General features: G+C 63.6%; 13 protein-coding genes. 6 read left to right on the plus strand and 7 right to left on the minus strand.

Annotation, left to right across the window (positions count from 1 at the left end):
* Positions 1–36 precede the first annotated feature (36 nt).
* The 3 genes from E3U47_RS01825 (at position 37) to E3U47_RS01835 (ending at position 3,154) form a co-directional block, all read left to right on the plus strand.
* Complete coding sequence (locus E3U47_RS01825) at positions 37–585, plus strand: cupin domain-containing protein (protein WP_134689215.1); 549 nt, start codon at positions 37–39, stop codon at positions 583–585.
* A gap of 136 nt (positions 586–721) precedes the next feature.
* Positions 722–1,144, plus strand: coding sequence for a cytochrome c5 family protein (locus tag E3U47_RS01830; protein WP_177414180.1), 423 nt, complete (start codon positions 722–724; stop codon positions 1,142–1,144).
* A 150-nt stretch (positions 1,145–1,294) separates the two neighbouring features.
* Positions 1,295–3,154, plus strand: a complete 1,860-nt coding sequence (locus E3U47_RS01835; protein WP_134689216.1) for an acetyl-CoA hydrolase/transferase C-terminal domain-containing protein — start codon at positions 1,295–1,297, stop codon at positions 3,152–3,154.
* 107 nt (positions 3,155–3,261) lie between these two features.
* Here the strand turns inward: E3U47_RS01835 and E3U47_RS01840 are convergent, their stop codons facing one another.
* The gene (locus E3U47_RS01840; protein ID WP_011536381.1) at positions 3,262–3,834 is read right to left on the minus strand and encodes a xanthine phosphoribosyltransferase; all 573 of its coding nucleotides are present in this window, start codon (positions 3,832–3,834) and stop codon (positions 3,262–3,264) included.
* 64 nt (positions 3,835–3,898) lie between these two features.
* Positions 3,899–5,908, minus strand: coding sequence for a DNA helicase Rep (rep, locus tag E3U47_RS01845; RefSeq protein WP_134689217.1), 2,010 nt, complete (start codon positions 5,906–5,908; stop codon positions 3,899–3,901).
* A gap of 256 nt (positions 5,909–6,164) precedes the next feature.
* On the opposite strand from rep, the gene E3U47_RS01850 reads away from it, so the two are divergent.
* Positions 6,165–7,832: a bifunctional diguanylate cyclase/phosphodiesterase gene (locus tag E3U47_RS01850; protein ID WP_134689218.1), complete on the plus strand. Its 1,668-nt coding sequence runs from the start codon at positions 6,165–6,167 to the stop codon at positions 7,830–7,832.
* A 103-nt stretch (positions 7,833–7,935) separates the two neighbouring features.
* Here E3U47_RS01850 and E3U47_RS01855 read toward each other — a convergent pair whose 3' ends face one another.
* The 5 genes from E3U47_RS01855 to E3U47_RS01875 all read right to left on the minus strand — a co-directional run bounded on the left by E3U47_RS01855 (position 7,936) and on the right by E3U47_RS01875 (position 13,846).
* Positions 7,936–9,429, minus strand: a complete 1,494-nt coding sequence (locus E3U47_RS01855; protein ID WP_023631270.1) for an acetyl-CoA hydrolase/transferase family protein — start codon at positions 9,427–9,429, stop codon at positions 7,936–7,938.
* Positions 9,430–9,622: 193 nt separating this feature from the next.
* Entirely contained in the window at positions 9,623–11,059 is a 1,437-nt protein-coding gene (locus E3U47_RS01860) for an NAD(P)(+) transhydrogenase (Re/Si-specific) subunit beta (protein WP_134689219.1), read from the minus strand.
* 2 nt (positions 11,060–11,061) lie between these two features.
* Complete coding sequence (locus E3U47_RS01865) at positions 11,062–11,376, minus strand: NAD(P) transhydrogenase subunit alpha (RefSeq protein ID WP_023631272.1); 315 nt, start codon at positions 11,374–11,376, stop codon at positions 11,062–11,064.
* A gap of 11 nt (positions 11,377–11,387) precedes the next feature.
* On the minus strand, positions 11,388–12,509 hold the full coding sequence (locus tag E3U47_RS01870) for a Re/Si-specific NAD(P)(+) transhydrogenase subunit alpha (RefSeq protein ID WP_134689220.1): 1,122 nt from the start codon (positions 12,507–12,509) through the stop codon (positions 11,388–11,390).
* 437 nt (positions 12,510–12,946) lie between these two features.
* Entirely contained in the window at positions 12,947–13,846 is a 900-nt protein-coding gene (locus E3U47_RS01875; protein ID WP_167659417.1) for a LysR family transcriptional regulator, read from the minus strand.
* A gap of 164 nt (positions 13,847–14,010) precedes the next feature.
* Between E3U47_RS01875 and E3U47_RS01880 the strand changes: the two genes are divergently transcribed.
* On the plus strand, positions 14,011–15,192 hold the full coding sequence (locus tag E3U47_RS01880) for an acyl-CoA dehydrogenase (RefSeq protein WP_134689222.1): 1,182 nt from the start codon (positions 14,011–14,013) through the stop codon (positions 15,190–15,192).
* A gap of 15 nt (positions 15,193–15,207) precedes the next feature.
* Positions 15,208–16,428: a CaiB/BaiF CoA-transferase family protein gene (locus E3U47_RS01885; protein WP_134689223.1), complete on the plus strand. Its 1,221-nt coding sequence runs from the start codon at positions 15,208–15,210 to the stop codon at positions 16,426–16,428.
* Positions 16,429–16,760: the final 332 nt, after the last annotated feature.

Raw genomic sequence — 16,760 nt, forward strand, 5'->3', positions numbered from 1 at the left:
CTTCCCCCACCTCGACCGTTTCAGGAGGCTCCCGCTTTGGACGTCGGTGAACGACTGCAAGCCATCCGCAAGCTCAAGGGCCTGTCCCAGCGCGAACTCGCCAAGCGCGCGGGGGTGACCAACAGCACCATCTCGATGATCGAGAAGAACAGCGTGAGCCCGTCGATCAGCTCCCTGCGCAAGGTGCTCAGCGGCATCCCCATGTCCATGGTCGAGTTCTTCTCGGTGGAGCTGGCGCCGGAAAGCCCGACTCAGATCGTCTACAAGGCCCATGAGCTGATCGACATCTCCGACGGTGCGGTGACCATGAAGCTGGTCGGCAAGTCGCACCCCAACCGCGCCATCGCGTTCCTCACCGAGGTCTACCCGCCGGGCGCCGATACCGGTGCAGAAATGCTCACCCATGATGGCGAAGAGACCGGCATCCTCCTCGAGGGCCGCCTGGAGCTGGTGGTCGGCACCGAGATCTTCATTCTCGAAGCCGGCGACAGCTACTACTTCGAAAGCACCCGCCCGCACCGTTTCCGCAATCCGTTCGCCGAGCCGGCCCGGCTGATCAGCGCCGCCACCCCGTCGAACTTTTGATCCAGCGCAGTGCATTGATTCGCCAATACCCTTTCCCTGAGTGTGGTCGTTTCACGCCTTCTGGGTTCCCGCTATACTTTTCAACGCTCGCAATTCCGTGGCCGCGGGCGTGATTAGCCACCATGAGGGTGTTCGCGTGAACCAAATCAAGAAGATGCTGGCCGTACCAGCAGCTGTATTCGCCCTTTGGGCAATGAGCGCAACCGCTGCAACCAACGACGACATCGCCAAGCGGCTAGAGCCGGTGGGCCAGGTGTGCGTGCAGGGCCAGGAATGCAAGGGCATGGAAGTGGCCGCCACTGCCGGCGGCGGCGCGGCCAAGACGCCGGACGAAATTATCGCCAAGCATTGCAATGCCTGCCATGGCACCGGCCTGCTGAACGCGCCCAAGATTGGCGACACCGCCGCCTGGAAAGAGCGCGCCGACCACCAGGGCGGCCTCGACGGCATCCTGGCCAAGGCCATCACCGGGATCAACGCCATGCCACCGAAGGGCACCTGCGCGGACTGCTCGGATGATGACCTGAAGGGTGCGATCAAGAAGATGTCCGGGCTGTGAGCCTGATCTGATTCGCGTAAAGCCCGCCATTGTTGGCGGGCTTTTGTTTTTTTCGGGCTCAGATGGCCCAGCGATAGGCCCGGAACAGGCAACCAACCCGCTGCGACTTGTGTCCAACCCCTGAACCCACGGATGACTCAGGAGGCCCAGATGTATCGCTGCTCCATCGACCAGGCTGTCGAACAGGCCCTGGCCAGGCTGCCCAGTCATATTCACATGGGCCTGCCGCTTGGCCTGGGCAAACCCAACGCCTTCGTCAACGCGCTGTATGCCCGCATCCGCGAGTTGCCTGAGCGTCGTCTGACCATCTATACCGCCCTGTCCCTCGGCCGCCCACCGTTGGGCGATGGCTTGCAACGGCGTTTCCTTGAGCCTTTCGTCGAGCGTGTATTCGCCGACTATGAGGAGCTCGCCTACCTGGCCGATCTGCGTGGCGACAAGCTCCCGCCAAACATCCGCGTCGAGCAGTTCTTCATGCAACCCGGTAGCCTGCTGCACAGCGACGCGGCCCAGCAGGACTACGTCAGCAGCAACTACAGCCACGCCGCACGGGATATCAACGCCAAGGGGCTGAACCTGATCGCGCAGCTGGTGGCGGCCACGCCCGAGCGGCGCGATCACCTGAGCCTGTCTTGCAACCCCGACATCACCCTCGACCTGCTGCCGATGATCGCCCGGCGCCGCGCTGAGGGCGAGACCATCCTGGTGCTTGGCCAGATCCATGACCAACTGCCCTACATGCCAGGGGACGCGGAGCTGGGCCTGGATCAGTTCGACCTGCTGATCGACCTGCCCGAAAGTCGCCGGTTGTTCTCCACGCCAAACATGCCGGTGAATACCCAGGACCATTGCATCGGCCTGCATGCCAGCACCCTGGTGCGCGACGGCGGCACGCTGCAGATTGGCATCGGCGCCATGGGCGATGCGGTGGCGGCGGCGCTGCTGGCACGCCAGGGCGACAACGAAGGCTATCGTGCGCTGCTCGATGAGCTGGATGTCGGCCCATGGCAGGCACTGATCGAGCGGGAAGGGGGGCTGGATACCTTCGCCCAGGGGCTGTATGGCTGCAGCGAAATGTTCGTCAACGGGTTGCTTGCCCTGGCCGAAGCCGGTGTGGTGCGCCGCCCGGCCGACGAGCACGGCGTGCTGGTGCATGGCGGCTTCTTCCTTGGCCCACGGGCGTTCTACCAGCGTCTGCGCGAGATGCCGCTGGAGCAGCGCGCACGCTTCGCCATGACCGCCATCAGCTACATCAACGAGCTGTACGGCCAGGAAGAGCGCAAGCGCCGTCAGCGCCGGGATGCGCGCTTCATCAATACGGTATTCGGCATGACCTTGCTGGGTGCTGGTGTCGCCGACCAGCTCGAAGATGGCCGGGTGCTCAGCGGCGTGGGCGGGCAGTACAACTTCGTGGCTCAGGGGCACGCGCTCGAGGGCGGTCGCTCGATCCTGTTGTTGCGTAGCTGGCGCGAGGCCGGGGGCGAGGTGACCTCCAACCTTTACTGGACCTACGGCCACTGCACCATACCCCGGCACTTGCGAGATATCGTGATCACCGAATACGGCATCGCCGACCTGCGCGGGCAGACCGACAGCGAGGTGATTGCGCGGTTGCTGGCGATCAGTGACTCTCGTTTTCAGCGCGAGCTGATGGAGCGAGCCAAGGCGGCGGGCAAGCTGGCCAAGGACTTCATGCTGGATGAGCGCTATACCGACAACACTCCCGAGCGCCTGGAGGCAACCCGCGCGCGGCATGCGCGATTGTTCCCGGAATATCCGTTGGGCAGCGATTTCACGGCCGAGGAGCGTGACTTGTTGCGGGCGCTGAATTGGCTCAAGAGCAAGTTCAAGCTCAGCGAGGCGCTGGAGTTGGGCAAGGCGGCGCTGGAGGCACCGGCGCCCGAGGCCTATGCGGCGCAGTTGGCGCGCATGGGGCTTGTGCAGCCGCAGGGGCTGAAGGAGGAGCTATACCAGCGGTTGCTGCTGGCAGGGTTGGCGGCAACCCGGTGATTGCCGGGGCTGCTGCGCAGCCCATCGCCAGCAAGGCTGGCTCCTACGCGGGAATGCGATCACCTGTAGGAGCCGGCTTGCCGGCGAAGTGGCCGGAGCAGGCGACATCACTCGATGAAAGTGACCACGCCGCCTTCCAGCGACTTGACCCGAGCCAGCGACTCGACGCGGTAGCCCTGGCTGTCCAGCTCGGCGCGGCCGCCCTGGAACGACTTCTCGATGACGATGCCCAGGCCGGCCACGGTGGCGCCGGCCTGCTTGATGATTGAGATCAGCGCCTGGGACGCCTTGCCGTTGGCCAGGAAGTCGTCGATCACCAGCACGCGGTCGCTGCTGTTGAGGTGGCGCGGCGAGATGGCCACGGTGTTCTCGGTCTGCTTGGTGAAGGAGTACACCGAGGCAGTCAGCAGGTTTTCGGTCAGGGTCAGCGACTGGTGCTTGCGGGCGAAAATCACCGGCACGCCCAGCTTCAGGCCGGTCATCACCGCCGGGGCGATACCCGAGGCTTCGATGGTGACGATCTTGGTCACGCCCGAGTCGGCGAACAGGCGAGCGAACTCGTCACCGATCAGCTGCATCAGGGCAGGGTCGATCTGGTGGTTTAGAAACGCATCGACTTTGAGTACCTGGTCGGAAAGCACGATGCCTTCTTCGCGAATCTTCTGCTGCAGTGCTTCCACTGTTTATTCCTCGATGTAGCAAAGGTGGCCGCTAGAAGCGGCAAAGTTAAAGAGTAATGGTTGATCAGCGTTTGAGCATGGCCCGGATATCGGCCAGCGCGTTGTTGCCGCGCGCGGCTTTGACTTCCACGGGCGCATCGTCCAGGCCTTCCCAGGCCAGGTCGTCCGGCGGCAGTTCGTCGAGGAACCGGCTCGGCGTGCAGTCGATGATTTCGCCGTACTGCTTGCGCTTGGCGGCATAGGTGAAAGCCAGGGTCTGGCGCGCGCGGGTGATGCCCACGTAGGCCAGGCGGCGTTCTTCCTCGATGGTGTCGGCCTCGATGCTCGAGCGGTGGGGGAGGATCTCCTCCTCCATGCCCATGATGAACACGTAAGGGAACTCCAGGCCCTTGGAGGCGTGCAGGGTCATCATCTGCACGCCCTCGGCGTTCTCTTCCTCTTCCTGCTGGCGCTCGAGCATGTCGCGCAGCACCAGCTTGCCGATGGCGTCCTCGATGGTCATGTCACCCTCTTCGTCCTTCTCGAGGGTGTTCTTCAGTGCTTCGACCAGGAACCAGACGTTGCTGATGCGAAACTCCGCGGCCTTGTCGCTGGCGGTCTGCTGGCGGATCCAGTTCTCGTAGTCGATGTCGCGGATCATCTCGTGCAGCGCGGCGATCGGATCGTCCAGGGCGACTTTGTGGCGGACCCCGTCGAGCCAGTGCTTGAAGCGCTGCAGGCGCTCGGTGTAACGGGCGTCCAGGTGCTCGCCCAGGCCCAGCTCCTCGCTGGCGGCGTACATCGAGATGCCGCGTTCGGTGGAATAGTTGCCGAGCTTTTCCAGGGTGGTCGAGCCGATCTCGCGGCGCGGCACGTTGATGACGCGCAGGTAGGCGTTGTCGTCGTCCGGGTTCACCAGCAGGCGCAGGTAGGCCATCAGGTCCTTGACCTCCTGGCGGCCGAAGAAGCTGTTGCCGCCCGAAAGGCGATACGGCACCTGGTGGTGCTGCAGCTTAAGTTCGATCAGCTTGGCCTGGTAGTTGCCGCGGTAAAGGATGGCGAAGTCGCTGTATGGGCGGTTGGTGCGCAAGTGCAGGGTGAGGATCTCCATGGCCACGCGTTCGGCCTCGGCTTCCTCGTTCTTGCAGCGGATCACGCGGATCTCGTCGCCCACGCCCATCTCGCTCCACAGTTGTTTCTCGAACTCGTGGGGGTTGTTGGCGATCAGCACGTTGGCGCAGCGCAGGATGCGGCTGGTGGAGCGGTAGTTCTGCTCGAGCATCACCACTTTCAGGGAGGGGTAGTCCTCCTTGAGCAGCATCAGGTTTTCCGGGCGCGCGCCACGCCAGGCGTAGATCGACTGGTCGTCGTCGCCGACCACGGTGAACTGGTTGCGCATACCGATCAGCATCTTTACCAGCAGGTACTGGCTGGCGTTGGTGTCCTGGTATTCGTCCACCAGCAGGTAGCGCACGCGGTTCTGCCAGCGCTCGAGCACGTCGGGGTGTTCCTGGAACAGCTTGACCGGTTGCAGGATCAGGTCGTCGAAGTCCACCGCGTTGAACGCCTTGAGCGTGCGCTGGTAGTGGGTGTAGACGATGGCCGCGGTCTGCTCGCGCGGGTTGCGCGCCTTTTCCAGGGCCTCGGGTGGCAGGATCAGGTCGTTCTTCCAGGCACCGATCATGTTCTTGATCTCGTCGATGCCGTCGTCGCCGGAATATTCCTTCTGCATGATGTCCGACAGCAACGCCTTGATGTCGGACTCATCGAAGATCGAGAACCCCGGCTTGTAGCCCAGGCGCTCGTGCTCCTTGCGGATGATGTTCAGGCCCAGGTTGTGGAAGGTACACACGGTCAGGCCCCGGCCTTCCCCCGGACGCAGCAGGGTGCCGACCCGCTCCTTCATCTCGCGCGCGGCCTTGTTGGTGAAGGTCATGGCGACGATGTACTGGGCGCGGATGCCGCAGTTCTGGATAAGGTGGGCAATCTTGCGCGTGATTACGCTGGTCTTGCCGGAGCCTGCACCGGCGAGCACCAAAAGAGGGCCGCCGACGTAGTCACGGGCTTCCTGTTGCCGGGGATTGAGTCGGGACATGCTAGAAACCGGGGGTCACCAGAAAATAGCCGCGCATTCTAGCAGGCATGGGGCCTTTAATGCGCGACCGTCTGACAGTGTGATGCAGGGCGCGAATCGGATTTGCCGCTTCTGCTACTTTCGCGCAGGATGCACGTCAAATTGCGTCGGGATGGCGGCCATGGACAGGCAATGATTAAAAGTGAAAATCATTTCCACTTATTCGGGTAGGATGGCCCGCGCTCGTCGTTTCACCGCCCTCGTCTAAGGAGCCCGCTTGTCCACGCCTGTCGAACCCCTGCGTTTGCTGCTGTTGGCCGATGAGCCGGAATGGGCCGTGCAGTTGCGCGAGTGCCTGCAGCCGCTGGACGGCAGCGTCGTGCTGCTGACCGCGCCGAACTGGGCGGCGGTGGACAGCCTGTTCGCCCATGACCGCCAGGCGGTGGTGCTGGCTACCCCGGCCCTGCAGCCGGCTCCGGGGCGCTGCGAGCTACCGACCATCCTGCTGCTGGAGCAGGAGCCGGCCAGCGCACCAGTGGGCGTGAGCGACTGGCTGGTGCTGGCGCAACTGAGCACCGATACCCTGCGCCGTTCCTTGCGCCATGTCCGCGAGCGCGGTGTGCTGGTCGCCACCTTGCAGCGCTTGGCCGAGCAGGATCCGTTGACCGGCATCGCCAACCGCCAGGGCTTCCAGGCACTGCTCACCGCGCGCCTGGCCGAGAACGATGGCCGTGGCCTGGCGCTGGGTCATCTGGACCTCGACAATTTTCGCCACGTCAACGATGCGCTCGGCCATCAGGGCGGCGACCGCTTGATCCTGCAGGTGGTCGCCCGCCTGAAGAAGCAGCTGGAAGCCGGCGACCAGTTGGCGCGCCTGGGCAGCGACGAGTTCGCCCTGCTGATCGATACCCGCCGCGACGCCAGCCGCGCCGAGTGGATGGCCGAGCGGATCATCGAGGCACTGACCGAACCCTATTGGATCGACGGCGAGAGCCTGCTGCTCGGCTGCAGCCTGGGCATCGCCCATGCCCGCGCCCAGGCTGGCGCCGACCCCTTGATGTGGCATGCGCACATCGCCATGCGCCAGGCCAAGGGCAGCCAAGGCTGCACCTTCCACGTGTTCAACGAACGGATCAACCGCAATGCCCGCAGCCTCGCCGACCTGGAGAGCGAGCTGCGCCGCGCCCTGCGCCGTGACGAACTGGAGCTGCACTATCAGCCACGGCTGAACCTGGCCGATGGGTGCATCGTCGGCCTCGAGGCCCTGGTGCGCTGGAACCATCCCGAGCGCGGCCTGTTGCCGCCCGCCGAGTTCGTGCCGCTGGCCGAGCAGAGCGGGTTGATCGTGCCGCTGGGCTACTGGGTCATCTCCCGCGCGCTGAGCGATATGCAGGCCCTGCGCGAGCATGGCCTGGCGCCGTTGCACATGGCGGTGAACCTGAGCTTCCGCCAGTTCCAGGACAGCCAGCTGTTGGCGACCCTGAGCCGGCTGATCGTCGAGCATGGCGTGGACGCGCGCTGGCTGGAGTTCGAATTGACCGAAACGGCGGTGATGCGCCGTAACGAACTGGTGCGCCAGACCATGGATGCCCTGGGCCGCCTGGGTGTGCGTTTTTCGCTGGATGACTTCGGCACCGGGTTCTCTTCGTTCGTGCACCTGAACAGCTTGCCGATCACCTTGCTCAAGGTCGATCGCAGCTTTGTCGGCGGCATGGAGCAGCGCGAGGAAAACGCCAAGCTGGTGCACGCCATGATCAACCTGGCGCACAACCTCAACCTGGAGGTGGTTGCCGAAGGGGTGGAGAGTGAAGCGCAGCTGGCGTTGCTGCGGGCGTTTGGCTGCGACCAGGTGCAGGGCTTCCTGGTGAGCCGGCCGTTGCCGGTGGGGGAGTTGATCGAGTACCTGTTGCAGGTACCGAGCCCGAGCCTGGTGCAGACCCAGTAAACGCCAAGGTGATCCCGTGCCGCCTGGTTCGCCAGCAAGGCTGGCTCCTACAGCTTGAGGCAGGTCTCAAGCTGTAGGAGCCAGCCTTGCTGGCGAACTGGTTTCAGCCGGCCAGCATGCGCCCGGTTTCTTCCAGGTTCTCGTGCCAGCTCAGCGCTTCGCGCAGGATGTGCGGAGTGTGCCCGCCGCGCTGACAGGCGCGTTCGAAGTAGTCGTTGAGCGCCGCGCGGTAGTCCGGGTGCACGCAGTTGTCGATGATCACCCGGGCACGCTCGCGTGGTGCCAGGCCGCGCAGGTCGGCCAGGCCCACCTCGGTCACCAGGATGTCCACATCATGCTCGGTGTGGTCGACGTGGCTGACCATCGGCACCACGCTGGAGATCGCGCCGCCCTTGGCGATCGACTTGGTGACGAAGATCGCCAGGTGAGCGTTGCGGGCGAAGTCGCCCGAACCACCGATGCCGTTCATCATCTTGGTGCCGCAGACGTGGGTGGAGTTGACGTTGCCGTAGATGTCGAACTCCAACGCCGTGTTGATGCCGATGATGCCTAAGCGACGCACCACTTCAGGGTGGTTGGAGATTTCCTGCGGACGCAGCACCAGCTTGTCCTTGTAGCGCTCCAGGTTGCCGAACACGTCGGCGTTGCGGCGGCTCGACAGGGTGATCGAGCTGCCCGAGGCGAAGCTCAGCTTGCCGGCGTCGATCAGGTCGAAGGTCGAGTCCTGCAGCACTTCGGAGTACATGGTCAGGTTTTCGAACGGCGACTCGATCAGGCCGCACATCACGGCGTTGGCGATGCTACCGATGCCGGCCTGCAACGGGCCGAGATTGTTGCTCATGCGCCCGGCGTCCACCTCGCCCTTGAGGAAGGCGATCAGGTGGTCGGCGATGCCCTGGGTTTCGTGGTCAGGCGGCAGCACGGTGGAGGGCGAGTCCGGCTGGTCGCTGATGACGATGCCGACGATCTTGGCCGGGTCGATCGGGATCGCGGTGCTGCCGATGCGGTCGTCGACTTTCACCAGCGGGATCGGCGTGCGGGTCGGGCGGTAGGTCGGGATGTAGATGTCGTGCAGGCCTTCGAGGTTGGCGTTGTGCGACAGGTTGATCTCGACTATGACCTGCTTGGCGAAGATCGCGAAGCTGGCCGAGTTGCCGACGGAGGTGGTCGGCACGATATGGCCCTGCTCGGTGATCGCCACCGCTTCGATGACCGCGATGTCCGGCAGGGTCAGCTGTTTGTTGCGCAATTGCTCGACGGTTTCCGACAGGTGCTGGTCGATGAACATCACCTTGCCGTCGTTGATGGCCTTGCGCAGGGTGCTGTCGACCTGGAACGGCATCCGCCGGGCGAGCACGCCGGCTTCGGTCAGTTGTTTGTCGAGGTCGTTGCCCAGGCTGGCGCCGGTCATCAGGCTGATCTTCAGCGGCGACTGCTTGGCGCGCTCGGCCAGGGCGTGGGGCACGGCCTTGGCTTCGCCGGCGCGGGTGAAACCGCTCATGCCGACGGTCATGCCGTCCTCGATCAGGCCAGCGGCATCAGCCGCACTCATTACCTTGCTGTGCAGGGAGGACAAGCGGATACGATCACGGTACATGGATTGTTATCTCAGGCTACTGAAGCTACTGGAAGCGCAGTCTAGAGATTTCGCCCGGTGCCGTCCCGCGACCATGGTCGTATGAGCGGCCCGGAAATAGAGCCGTTGATCTGGATCAGGCAAATGCGACAAACCCCGGAAATGGCTTCCCGGGGTTTGTCTGGTACAAGCGGTCGCGATGTGCTGCTCGAAGCTACTCCACAGCCTTGACCATGTCCTCGATGACCTTTTTGGCGTCACCGAACACCATCATGGTCTTGTCCAGGTAGAACAACTCGTTGTCCAGGCCGGCATAGCCGCTGGCCATGGAGCGCTTGTTGACGATGATGGTCTTGGCCTTGAAAGCTTCGAGGATCGGCATGCCGGCGATCGGCGACTTCGGATCGTTCTTCGCCGCCGGGTTGACCACGTCGTTGGCGCCCAGCACCAGCACCACGTCGGCCTGGCCGAACTCGGCGTTGATGTCTTCCATCTCGAACACCTGGTCGTACGGCACCTCGGCCTCGGCCAGCAGCACGTTCATGTGCCCGGGCATGCGGCCTGCCACCGGGTGGATCGCGTACTTCACGGTCACGCCGTTGTGGGTCAGCTTCTCGGTCAGTTCCTTGAGCGCATGCTGGGCACGGGCCACCGCCAGGCCGTAGCCGGGAACGATGATCACGCTGTCGGCATTGCTCAGCAGGAAGGTAGCGTCGTCGGCCGAGCCGGACTTCACCGGGCGCTGTTCTTTCGAGCCCGTGGCGGCACCGGCATCGACGTCGGCACCGAAGCCACCGAGGATCACGTTGAAGAACGAACGGTTCATCGCCTTGCACATGATGTACGAGAGGATCGCACCGCTGGAGCCCACCAGGGAGCCGGCGATGATCAGCATCGAGTTGTTCAGCGAGAAGCCGATACCGGCGGCCGCCCAGCCCGAATAGCTGTTGAGCATCGACACTACCACCGGCATGTCGGCGCCGCCGATCGGGATGATGATCAGCACGCCCATGATGAAGGCCAGGGCCAGCATCAAGGTGAAGGCGCTGTAGTGGCCGGTGAAGGTGAACAGCAGCCCCAGGGCGATGGTGGCCAGGCCCAGGATCAGGTTCAGCTTGTGCTGCCCGGCGAACTGTACTGGTGCGCCTTGGAACAGGCGGAACTTGTACTTGCCCGACAGCTTGCCGAAGGCGATCACCGAGCCCGAGAAGGTGATGGCGCCGATCGCCGCGCCGAGGAACAGTTCCAGGCGGTTGCCGGTGGGGATAGGGTCGCTGATGGCGGCGACGATGCCCAGCGACTGTGGTTCGAGCACCGCGGCGATGGCGATGAACACCGCTGCCAGGCCGATCATGCTGTGCATGAAGGCCACCAGCTCGGGCATCTTGGTCATCTCGACGCGCTTGGCCATGATCGAACCGGCGGTGCCGCCGACCAGCAGGCCGATGATCACGTAGCCAATGCCGGCCGTGGCGAGCTCGGCTCCGAGCTTATAAATAAGACCGACCGTGGTGAGGATCGCGATGCCCATGCCGATCATGCCGAACAGGTTGCCGCGCCTTGAGGTGGTCGGGTGCGAGAGGCCCTTGAGCGCCTGGATGAAGCAGACCGAGGCGACCAGATACAGAAGCGTTACCAGATTCATGCTCATGCTTACTTCTGCCCCTCGTTCTTGGTTTTCTTCTTGAACATCTCAAGCATGCGGCGGGTGACCAGGAAGCCACCGAACACGTTGACCGCGGCCAGTGCCACGGCCAGGGTGCCCATCACCTTGCCGGCTGGGGTGACGGTCAGCGCCGCGGCCAGCATGGCGCCGACGATGACGATCGCGGAAATGGCGTTGGTGACGGCCATCAGCGGGGTGTGCAGGGCCGGGGTGACGTTCCATACCACGTGGTAGCCCACGTAGATGGCCAGCACGAAGATGATCAGGTTGTAGATGCCGTGGGAAATCAGCATGTCTTCCATTGTCGTGCTCCTCAGCCGTTCTTGCGCACGACCTGGCCGTCGCGGCACATCAGGCACGCGGCGACGATGTCGTCTTCGAGGTTGATGACCAGGTTGCCGTCCTTGTCGAACAGCAGCTTCATGAAGTCCAGCAGGTTGCGTGCGTACAGCGCCGAGGCATCGGCACCGAGCTGGGCTGGCAGGTTGGTCGGGCCGACGATGGTCACGCCGTTCTCCATTACCACTTGGTCGGCCACGGTCAGCGGGCAGTTGCCGCCCTGGGCCGCGGCCAGGTCGATGACCACCGAACCGGGCTTCATCTGCGCCACGGTGTCGGCGCTGAGCAGGGTCGGTGCCTTGCGTCCGGGGATCAGCGCGGTGGTGATGACGATGTCCGCCTGCTTGGCACGCTCGTGCACGGCCTGGGCCTGGCGCTGCATCCAGCTGGCCGGCATCGGCCGGGCGTAGCCGCCCACGCCTTCGGCGCACTCACGTTCCTCGTCGGTCTCGTAGGGCACGTCGATGAACTTGGCGCCGAGCGACTCGATCTGCTCCTTCACCGCCGGGCGCACGTCGGACGCCTCGATCACCGCGCCCAGGCGCTTGGCCGTGGCGATGGCCTGCAGGCCGGCCACGCCGGCACCGAGAATCAGCACGCGGGCGGCCTTAACGGTGCCGGCGGCGGTCATCAGCATGGGCATGAAGCGCGGGTAGTGGTGGGCGGCCAGCAACACGGCCTTGTAACCGGCGATGTTGGCCTGCGACGACAGCACGTCGAGGCTCTGGGCGCGCGAGGTGCGTGGTGCGGCTTCCAGGGCGAAGGCGGTGATGCCGCGCTCGGCCATCTTGGCGATCAGTTCGTTGTTGAACGGATTGAGCATGCCCGCCAGCAGGCTGGTGCTGTTGATCAGCGCCAGTTCCTGGTCGCTGGGCGCGGCCACCTTGAGCACCAGCTGCGCGCCAAAGGCGTCGGCGGCTTCGCCCAAGTTGGCGCCAACGGCCTCATAGGCACTGTCCGGAATGCTGGCCTTGAGCCCTGCCCCCCGTTGCACGGTGACCTGATGGCCCTGGCCAACCAGTTTCTTGATGGTTTCCGGGGTCGCGGCGACCCTTGTCTCACCCGTCTGCGTCTCGAGAGGAACACCAATGTGCACGACTTTGTCTCCTGCGGTGACCTTTTGTCTTTATAGGAACCAGCGCACTTCGGCTGGTGCGGCTGGGCGGTCGTAGAGCACGACCCCGCCGAATCCGGGGCGGGAAGGCATTTTGCAGACGAACCATAGGGCCTTCAACCGGTTCTGAAGCGAAACGAAGTTAAAACTACAAGTCACCCTGTGACCGTATGTCGCAACGATACGGTTTCGGCCCGTCAAGCACGCACTATGCGGAGCTTAGGAGAAAAACTGAAAAATATTTCGCTGTTTTCGTTGTCGGTTTGCTGAATGTCGCAAAATAAGCTGCAAACCCGCGCAGTAACTAGGGTTGCTGCGTTTTTCAGGAGGAACGGAACAGATTACGGATTTGCGACAAATCCATATATCTGTAGGCGTTAAAAATAATTGACTACGAGGTCAGCTTATCCCCTTCCGCGCTAGTTTTCGGCGGTGTATCGCTGCGCCTGCGCCACCAGCCAGTCGCGGAAAGCCCGCAGCGAGGCGGACTCCACCTTTCGCTCGGGGATCATCAGATGGTAGGCCTTGTCGCTGGCCAGGGCATGCCTGTTAGCGACCACCAGTCGGCCTTCCAGCAGCTCGCGCTGGATCAGGAATGGTGGGATCAGCGCGATCCCCATCTCATGCATGGCGGCCTGGGCCAGCATCGAGAACAGTTCGTAGCGAGGGCCGGTCATGTCCCGTTCGACGCTCATGCCCAGGCTGTCGAACCATTGTCGCCAGGCGTAGGGGCGAGTGGTCTGCTGCAGTAGCGGCAGTTCAGCGATGCGCTCTGCATCGAGGCCATCCAGCCCGGCTAGCAGCGCCGGGCTGCAGACCGGCATCGGGTTCTCGCCCATCAACCGGTGCGCCTGGGTGCCCGACCAGTCGGCGTCGCCGAAATAGATGGCGGCATCGAAGGCGGTGTCGGCGAACAGGAACGGGCGGGTGCGGTTGGTCAGGTTGACCGTGACCTCCGGATGGCGCTGCTGGAAGTCCTTCAGGCGTGGCAACAACCACTGGGTGCCGAAGGTAGGTACCACCGCCAATTCGATCACGTTGGCGCCTTGCTGACGCATCACCGACAGGGTGTCGCGCTCCACCGCATCCAGCTGTGCGGCTACCTGGCGGCTGTACGACAGGCCGGCTTCGGTCAGCTTCACGCCTCGGCGCGAACGCCGGAACAGTTCCACATTGAGGAAGGTTTCCAGCCCGCCGATCTGTCGACAGACGGCGCCTTGGGTCAGGGCCAGCTCGTGGGCGGCCTTGGTAAAGCTCTCGTGGCGCGCCGCGGCCTCGAAGCAAACCAGGGCGGTGGTGCTGGGGATCTTGCGGCGCATGTACGTCAACCTCACTTGTTCGCCGTTAACCATGGCTTTTGACTGTTCACGGAGTGAGAAAATATCACTAAACGGTGCGCAATCCTCGTTTGTTCTGCTGCCCGATCAGGCCTAGGATCAATGCAACGCAACAATTCGTTTCCCACCGTTTGAGGAATTCGCACATGGCCGGTAAAGCAAGCTTCAACTGGATCGACCCGCTGCTGCTCGACCAGCAGCTCACTGAGGAAGAGCGCATGGTCCGAGACAGCGCCTATCAGTTCGCCCAGGACAAGCTGGCACCCCGTGTGCTGGAGGCGTTCCGCCATGAGCAGACCGACCCGGCGATTTTCCGTGAGATGGGTGAAGTCGGCCTGCTCGGCGCGACCATTCCCGAGCAGTACGGCGGCAGTGGCCTGAACTACGTGTGCTACGGCCTGATCGCCCGCGAGGTGGAGCGTATCGACTCCGGCTACCGCTCGATGATGAGCGTGCAATCGTCGCTGGTGATGGTGCCGATCAACGAGTTCGGCACCGAGGCACAGAAGCAGAAGTACCTGCCGAAGCTGGCCAGCGGCGAATGGATCGGTTGCTTCGGCCTGACCGAACCCAACCATGGTTCCGACCCGGGCTCGATGATCACTCGGGCGCGCAAGGTCGATGGCGGCTACCGTCTGACGGGCGCGAAGATGTGGATCACCAACAGCCCGATCGCCGACGTGTTCGTGGTCTGGGCCAAGGATGATGCCGGCGATATCCGCGGTTTTGTCCTGGAAAAAGGCTGGCAGGGCCTCAGCGCACCGGCGATCCACGGCAAGGTCGGCCTGCGCGCCTCGATCACCGGTGAAATCGTCATGGACAACGTGTTCGTGCCGGAAGAGAACATCTTCCCCGATGTGCGCGGCTTGAAAGGCCCGTTCACCTGCCTGAACTCAGCCCGCTACGGTATCTCCTGGGGCGCCCTGGGTGCTGCCGAAGCCTGCTGGCACACCGCGCGCCAGTACACCCTGGACCGTCAGCAGTTCGGTCGCCCGCTGGCTGCCAACCAGCTGATCCAGAAGAAGCTGGCCGACATGCAGACCGAGATCACCCTGGCGCTGCAAGGCTGCCTGCGTCTGGGGCGCATGAAGGATGAAGGTAGCGCAGCGGTCGAGATCACCTCGATCATGAAGCGCAATTCCTGCGGCAAGGCCCTGGACATCGCTCGTCTGGCGCGTGACATGCTGGGTGGCAACGGTATCTCCGACGAGTTCGGCGTGGCCCGCCACCTGGTCAACCTCGAGGTGGTCAACACCTACGAAGGTACCCATGACGTGCATGCGCTGATCCTCGGGCGTGCACAGACCGGTATCCAGGCGTTCTATTAATAGAGGAGCCAGACCATGGGCGCGCTTTCCCATCTGCGGGTGCTGGATCTTTCCCGGGTATTGGCTGGCCCTTGGTCAGGCCAGATTCTTGCCGACCTCGGGGCCGACGTGATCAAGGTCGAGCGCCCGGGGGCAGGAGATGATACGCGGTCCTGGGGGCCGCCATTTCTGCGCGATGCCCAGGGCGAGAACACCAGCGAGGCGGCCTACTACCTTTCGGCCAACCGCAACAAGCGGTCGGTGACCATCGACTTCACCCAGCCCGAAGGCCAGCGCCTGGTGCGTGAGTTGGCGGCGAAATCGGATGTGGTCATCGAAAACTTCAAGGTGGGCGGCCTGGCGGCTTACGGGCTCGATTACGCCAGCCTCAAGGCCGTCAACCCGAAGCTGGTCTATTGCTCGATCACCGGCTTTGGCCAGACCGGGCCCTATGCCAAGCGCGCCGGCTACGACTTCATGATCCAGGGGTTGGGCGGCTTGATGAGCCTCACCGGGCGCCCGGAGGGCGAGGAGGGTGCCGGGCCGATGAAGGTGGGGGTGGCACTGACCGACATCCTTACCGGCTTGTATTCCACCGTGGCGATCCTGGCGGCGTTGGCCCATCGTGACCAGGCTGGAGTTGGCCAGCACATCGATATGGCGTTGCTGGATGTGCAGGTGGCCTGCCTGGCGAACCAGGCGATGAACTATCTCACCACCGGTACGCCGCCGCGCAGGCTGGGCAATGCGCACCCGAATATCGTGCCTTACCAGGATTTCCCGACGGCGGATGGCAACTTCATTCTTACCGTGGGCAACGACGGGCAGTTCCGCAAGTTTGCCGAGGTGGCGGGGCAGGCGCAGTGGGCGGATGACCCGCGCTTCTCTACTAATAAGCAGCGAGTGGCCAACCGAGCGGAGCTGATTCCGCTGATTCGCCAGGCGACGGTGTTCAAGACCACGGCTGAGTGGGTGGCGGCTTTGGAGCAAGCAGGCGTGCCTTGTGGGCCGATCAATGACCTGGCGCAGATGTTCCAGGACCCGCAGGTGTTGGCGCGGGGGCTGGCGGTGAATGTCCCGCATCCGCTGGCGGGCAGTGTGCCGCAGGTGGCCAGCCCGCTCCGGCTGTCGGATACGCCGGTGGAGTATCGCCTGGCGCCACCGTTGCTGGGGGAGCATACCGAGGCGGTGTTGGGGGATGTGTTGGGGCTGGTTGCGGGGGATGTGCAGCGGTTGCGGGAGGCTGGGGTGGTTTGAGGCTTCTATATAGGTAGGAGATAGCGGGGAGGCTGGGAGGTCTCCCCGGTTTTGTTTTTTGGGGGGCTTATAGATAGGTGTTGGGGCCGGTAGGGCCTGTCTTGAGATTGGGTTGGCTTTGAGAGGTGTCCGCCGTTAGGCATTCAGCGCCTGGTAGATCGAGCGCCGCCCGCGCGGCGCTCGATCTGCGAGGCGCTGCAAGGCTTGTGGCGGCCCCCTGGCGGCCCTTTCGCTAATTATTTGAAAATATTGAAATTAAAGGTTGACGCGCTTCCAAATCCCCTTATAATGCGCCCCACTTCCAGCGACAACGGAACGCGAAACTCCTTGAT

Source organism: Pseudomonas sp. RIT623, from assembly GCF_004519305.1.
In the GTDB taxonomy this organism is placed as follows: Bacteria; Pseudomonadota; Gammaproteobacteria; order Pseudomonadales; family Pseudomonadaceae; genus Aquipseudomonas.

Bases quoted from the DNA above. Each gene is read 5' to 3' on its own strand.
- rep (WP_134689217.1), bottom strand. From the start codon at position 5,908: ATGTCCCGACTCAATCCCCGGCAACAGGAAGCCCGTGACTACGTCGGC.
- E3U47_RS01880 (WP_134689222.1), top strand. From the start codon at position 14,011: ATGGCCGGTAAAGCAAGCTTCAACTGGATCGACCCGCTGCTGCTCGAC.
- E3U47_RS01860 (WP_134689219.1), bottom strand. From the start codon at position 11,059: ATGAGCATGAATCTGGTAACGCTTCTGTATCTGGTCGCCTCGGTCTGC.
- E3U47_RS01835 (WP_134689216.1), top strand. From the start codon at position 1,295: ATGTATCGCTGCTCCATCGACCAGGCTGTCGAACAGGCCCTGGCCAGG.
- E3U47_RS01875 (WP_167659417.1), bottom strand. From the start codon at position 13,846: ATGCGCCGCAAGATCCCCAGCACCACCGCCCTGGTTTGCTTCGAGGCC.
- E3U47_RS01855 (WP_023631270.1), bottom strand. From the start codon at position 9,429: ATGTACCGTGATCGTATCCGCTTGTCCTCCCTGCACAGCAAGGTAATG.
- E3U47_RS01885 (WP_134689223.1), top strand. From the start codon at position 15,208: ATGGGCGCGCTTTCCCATCTGCGGGTGCTGGATCTTTCCCGGGTATTG.
- E3U47_RS01865 (WP_023631272.1), bottom strand. From the start codon at position 11,376: ATGGAAGACATGCTGATTTCCCACGGCATCTACAACCTGATCATCTTC.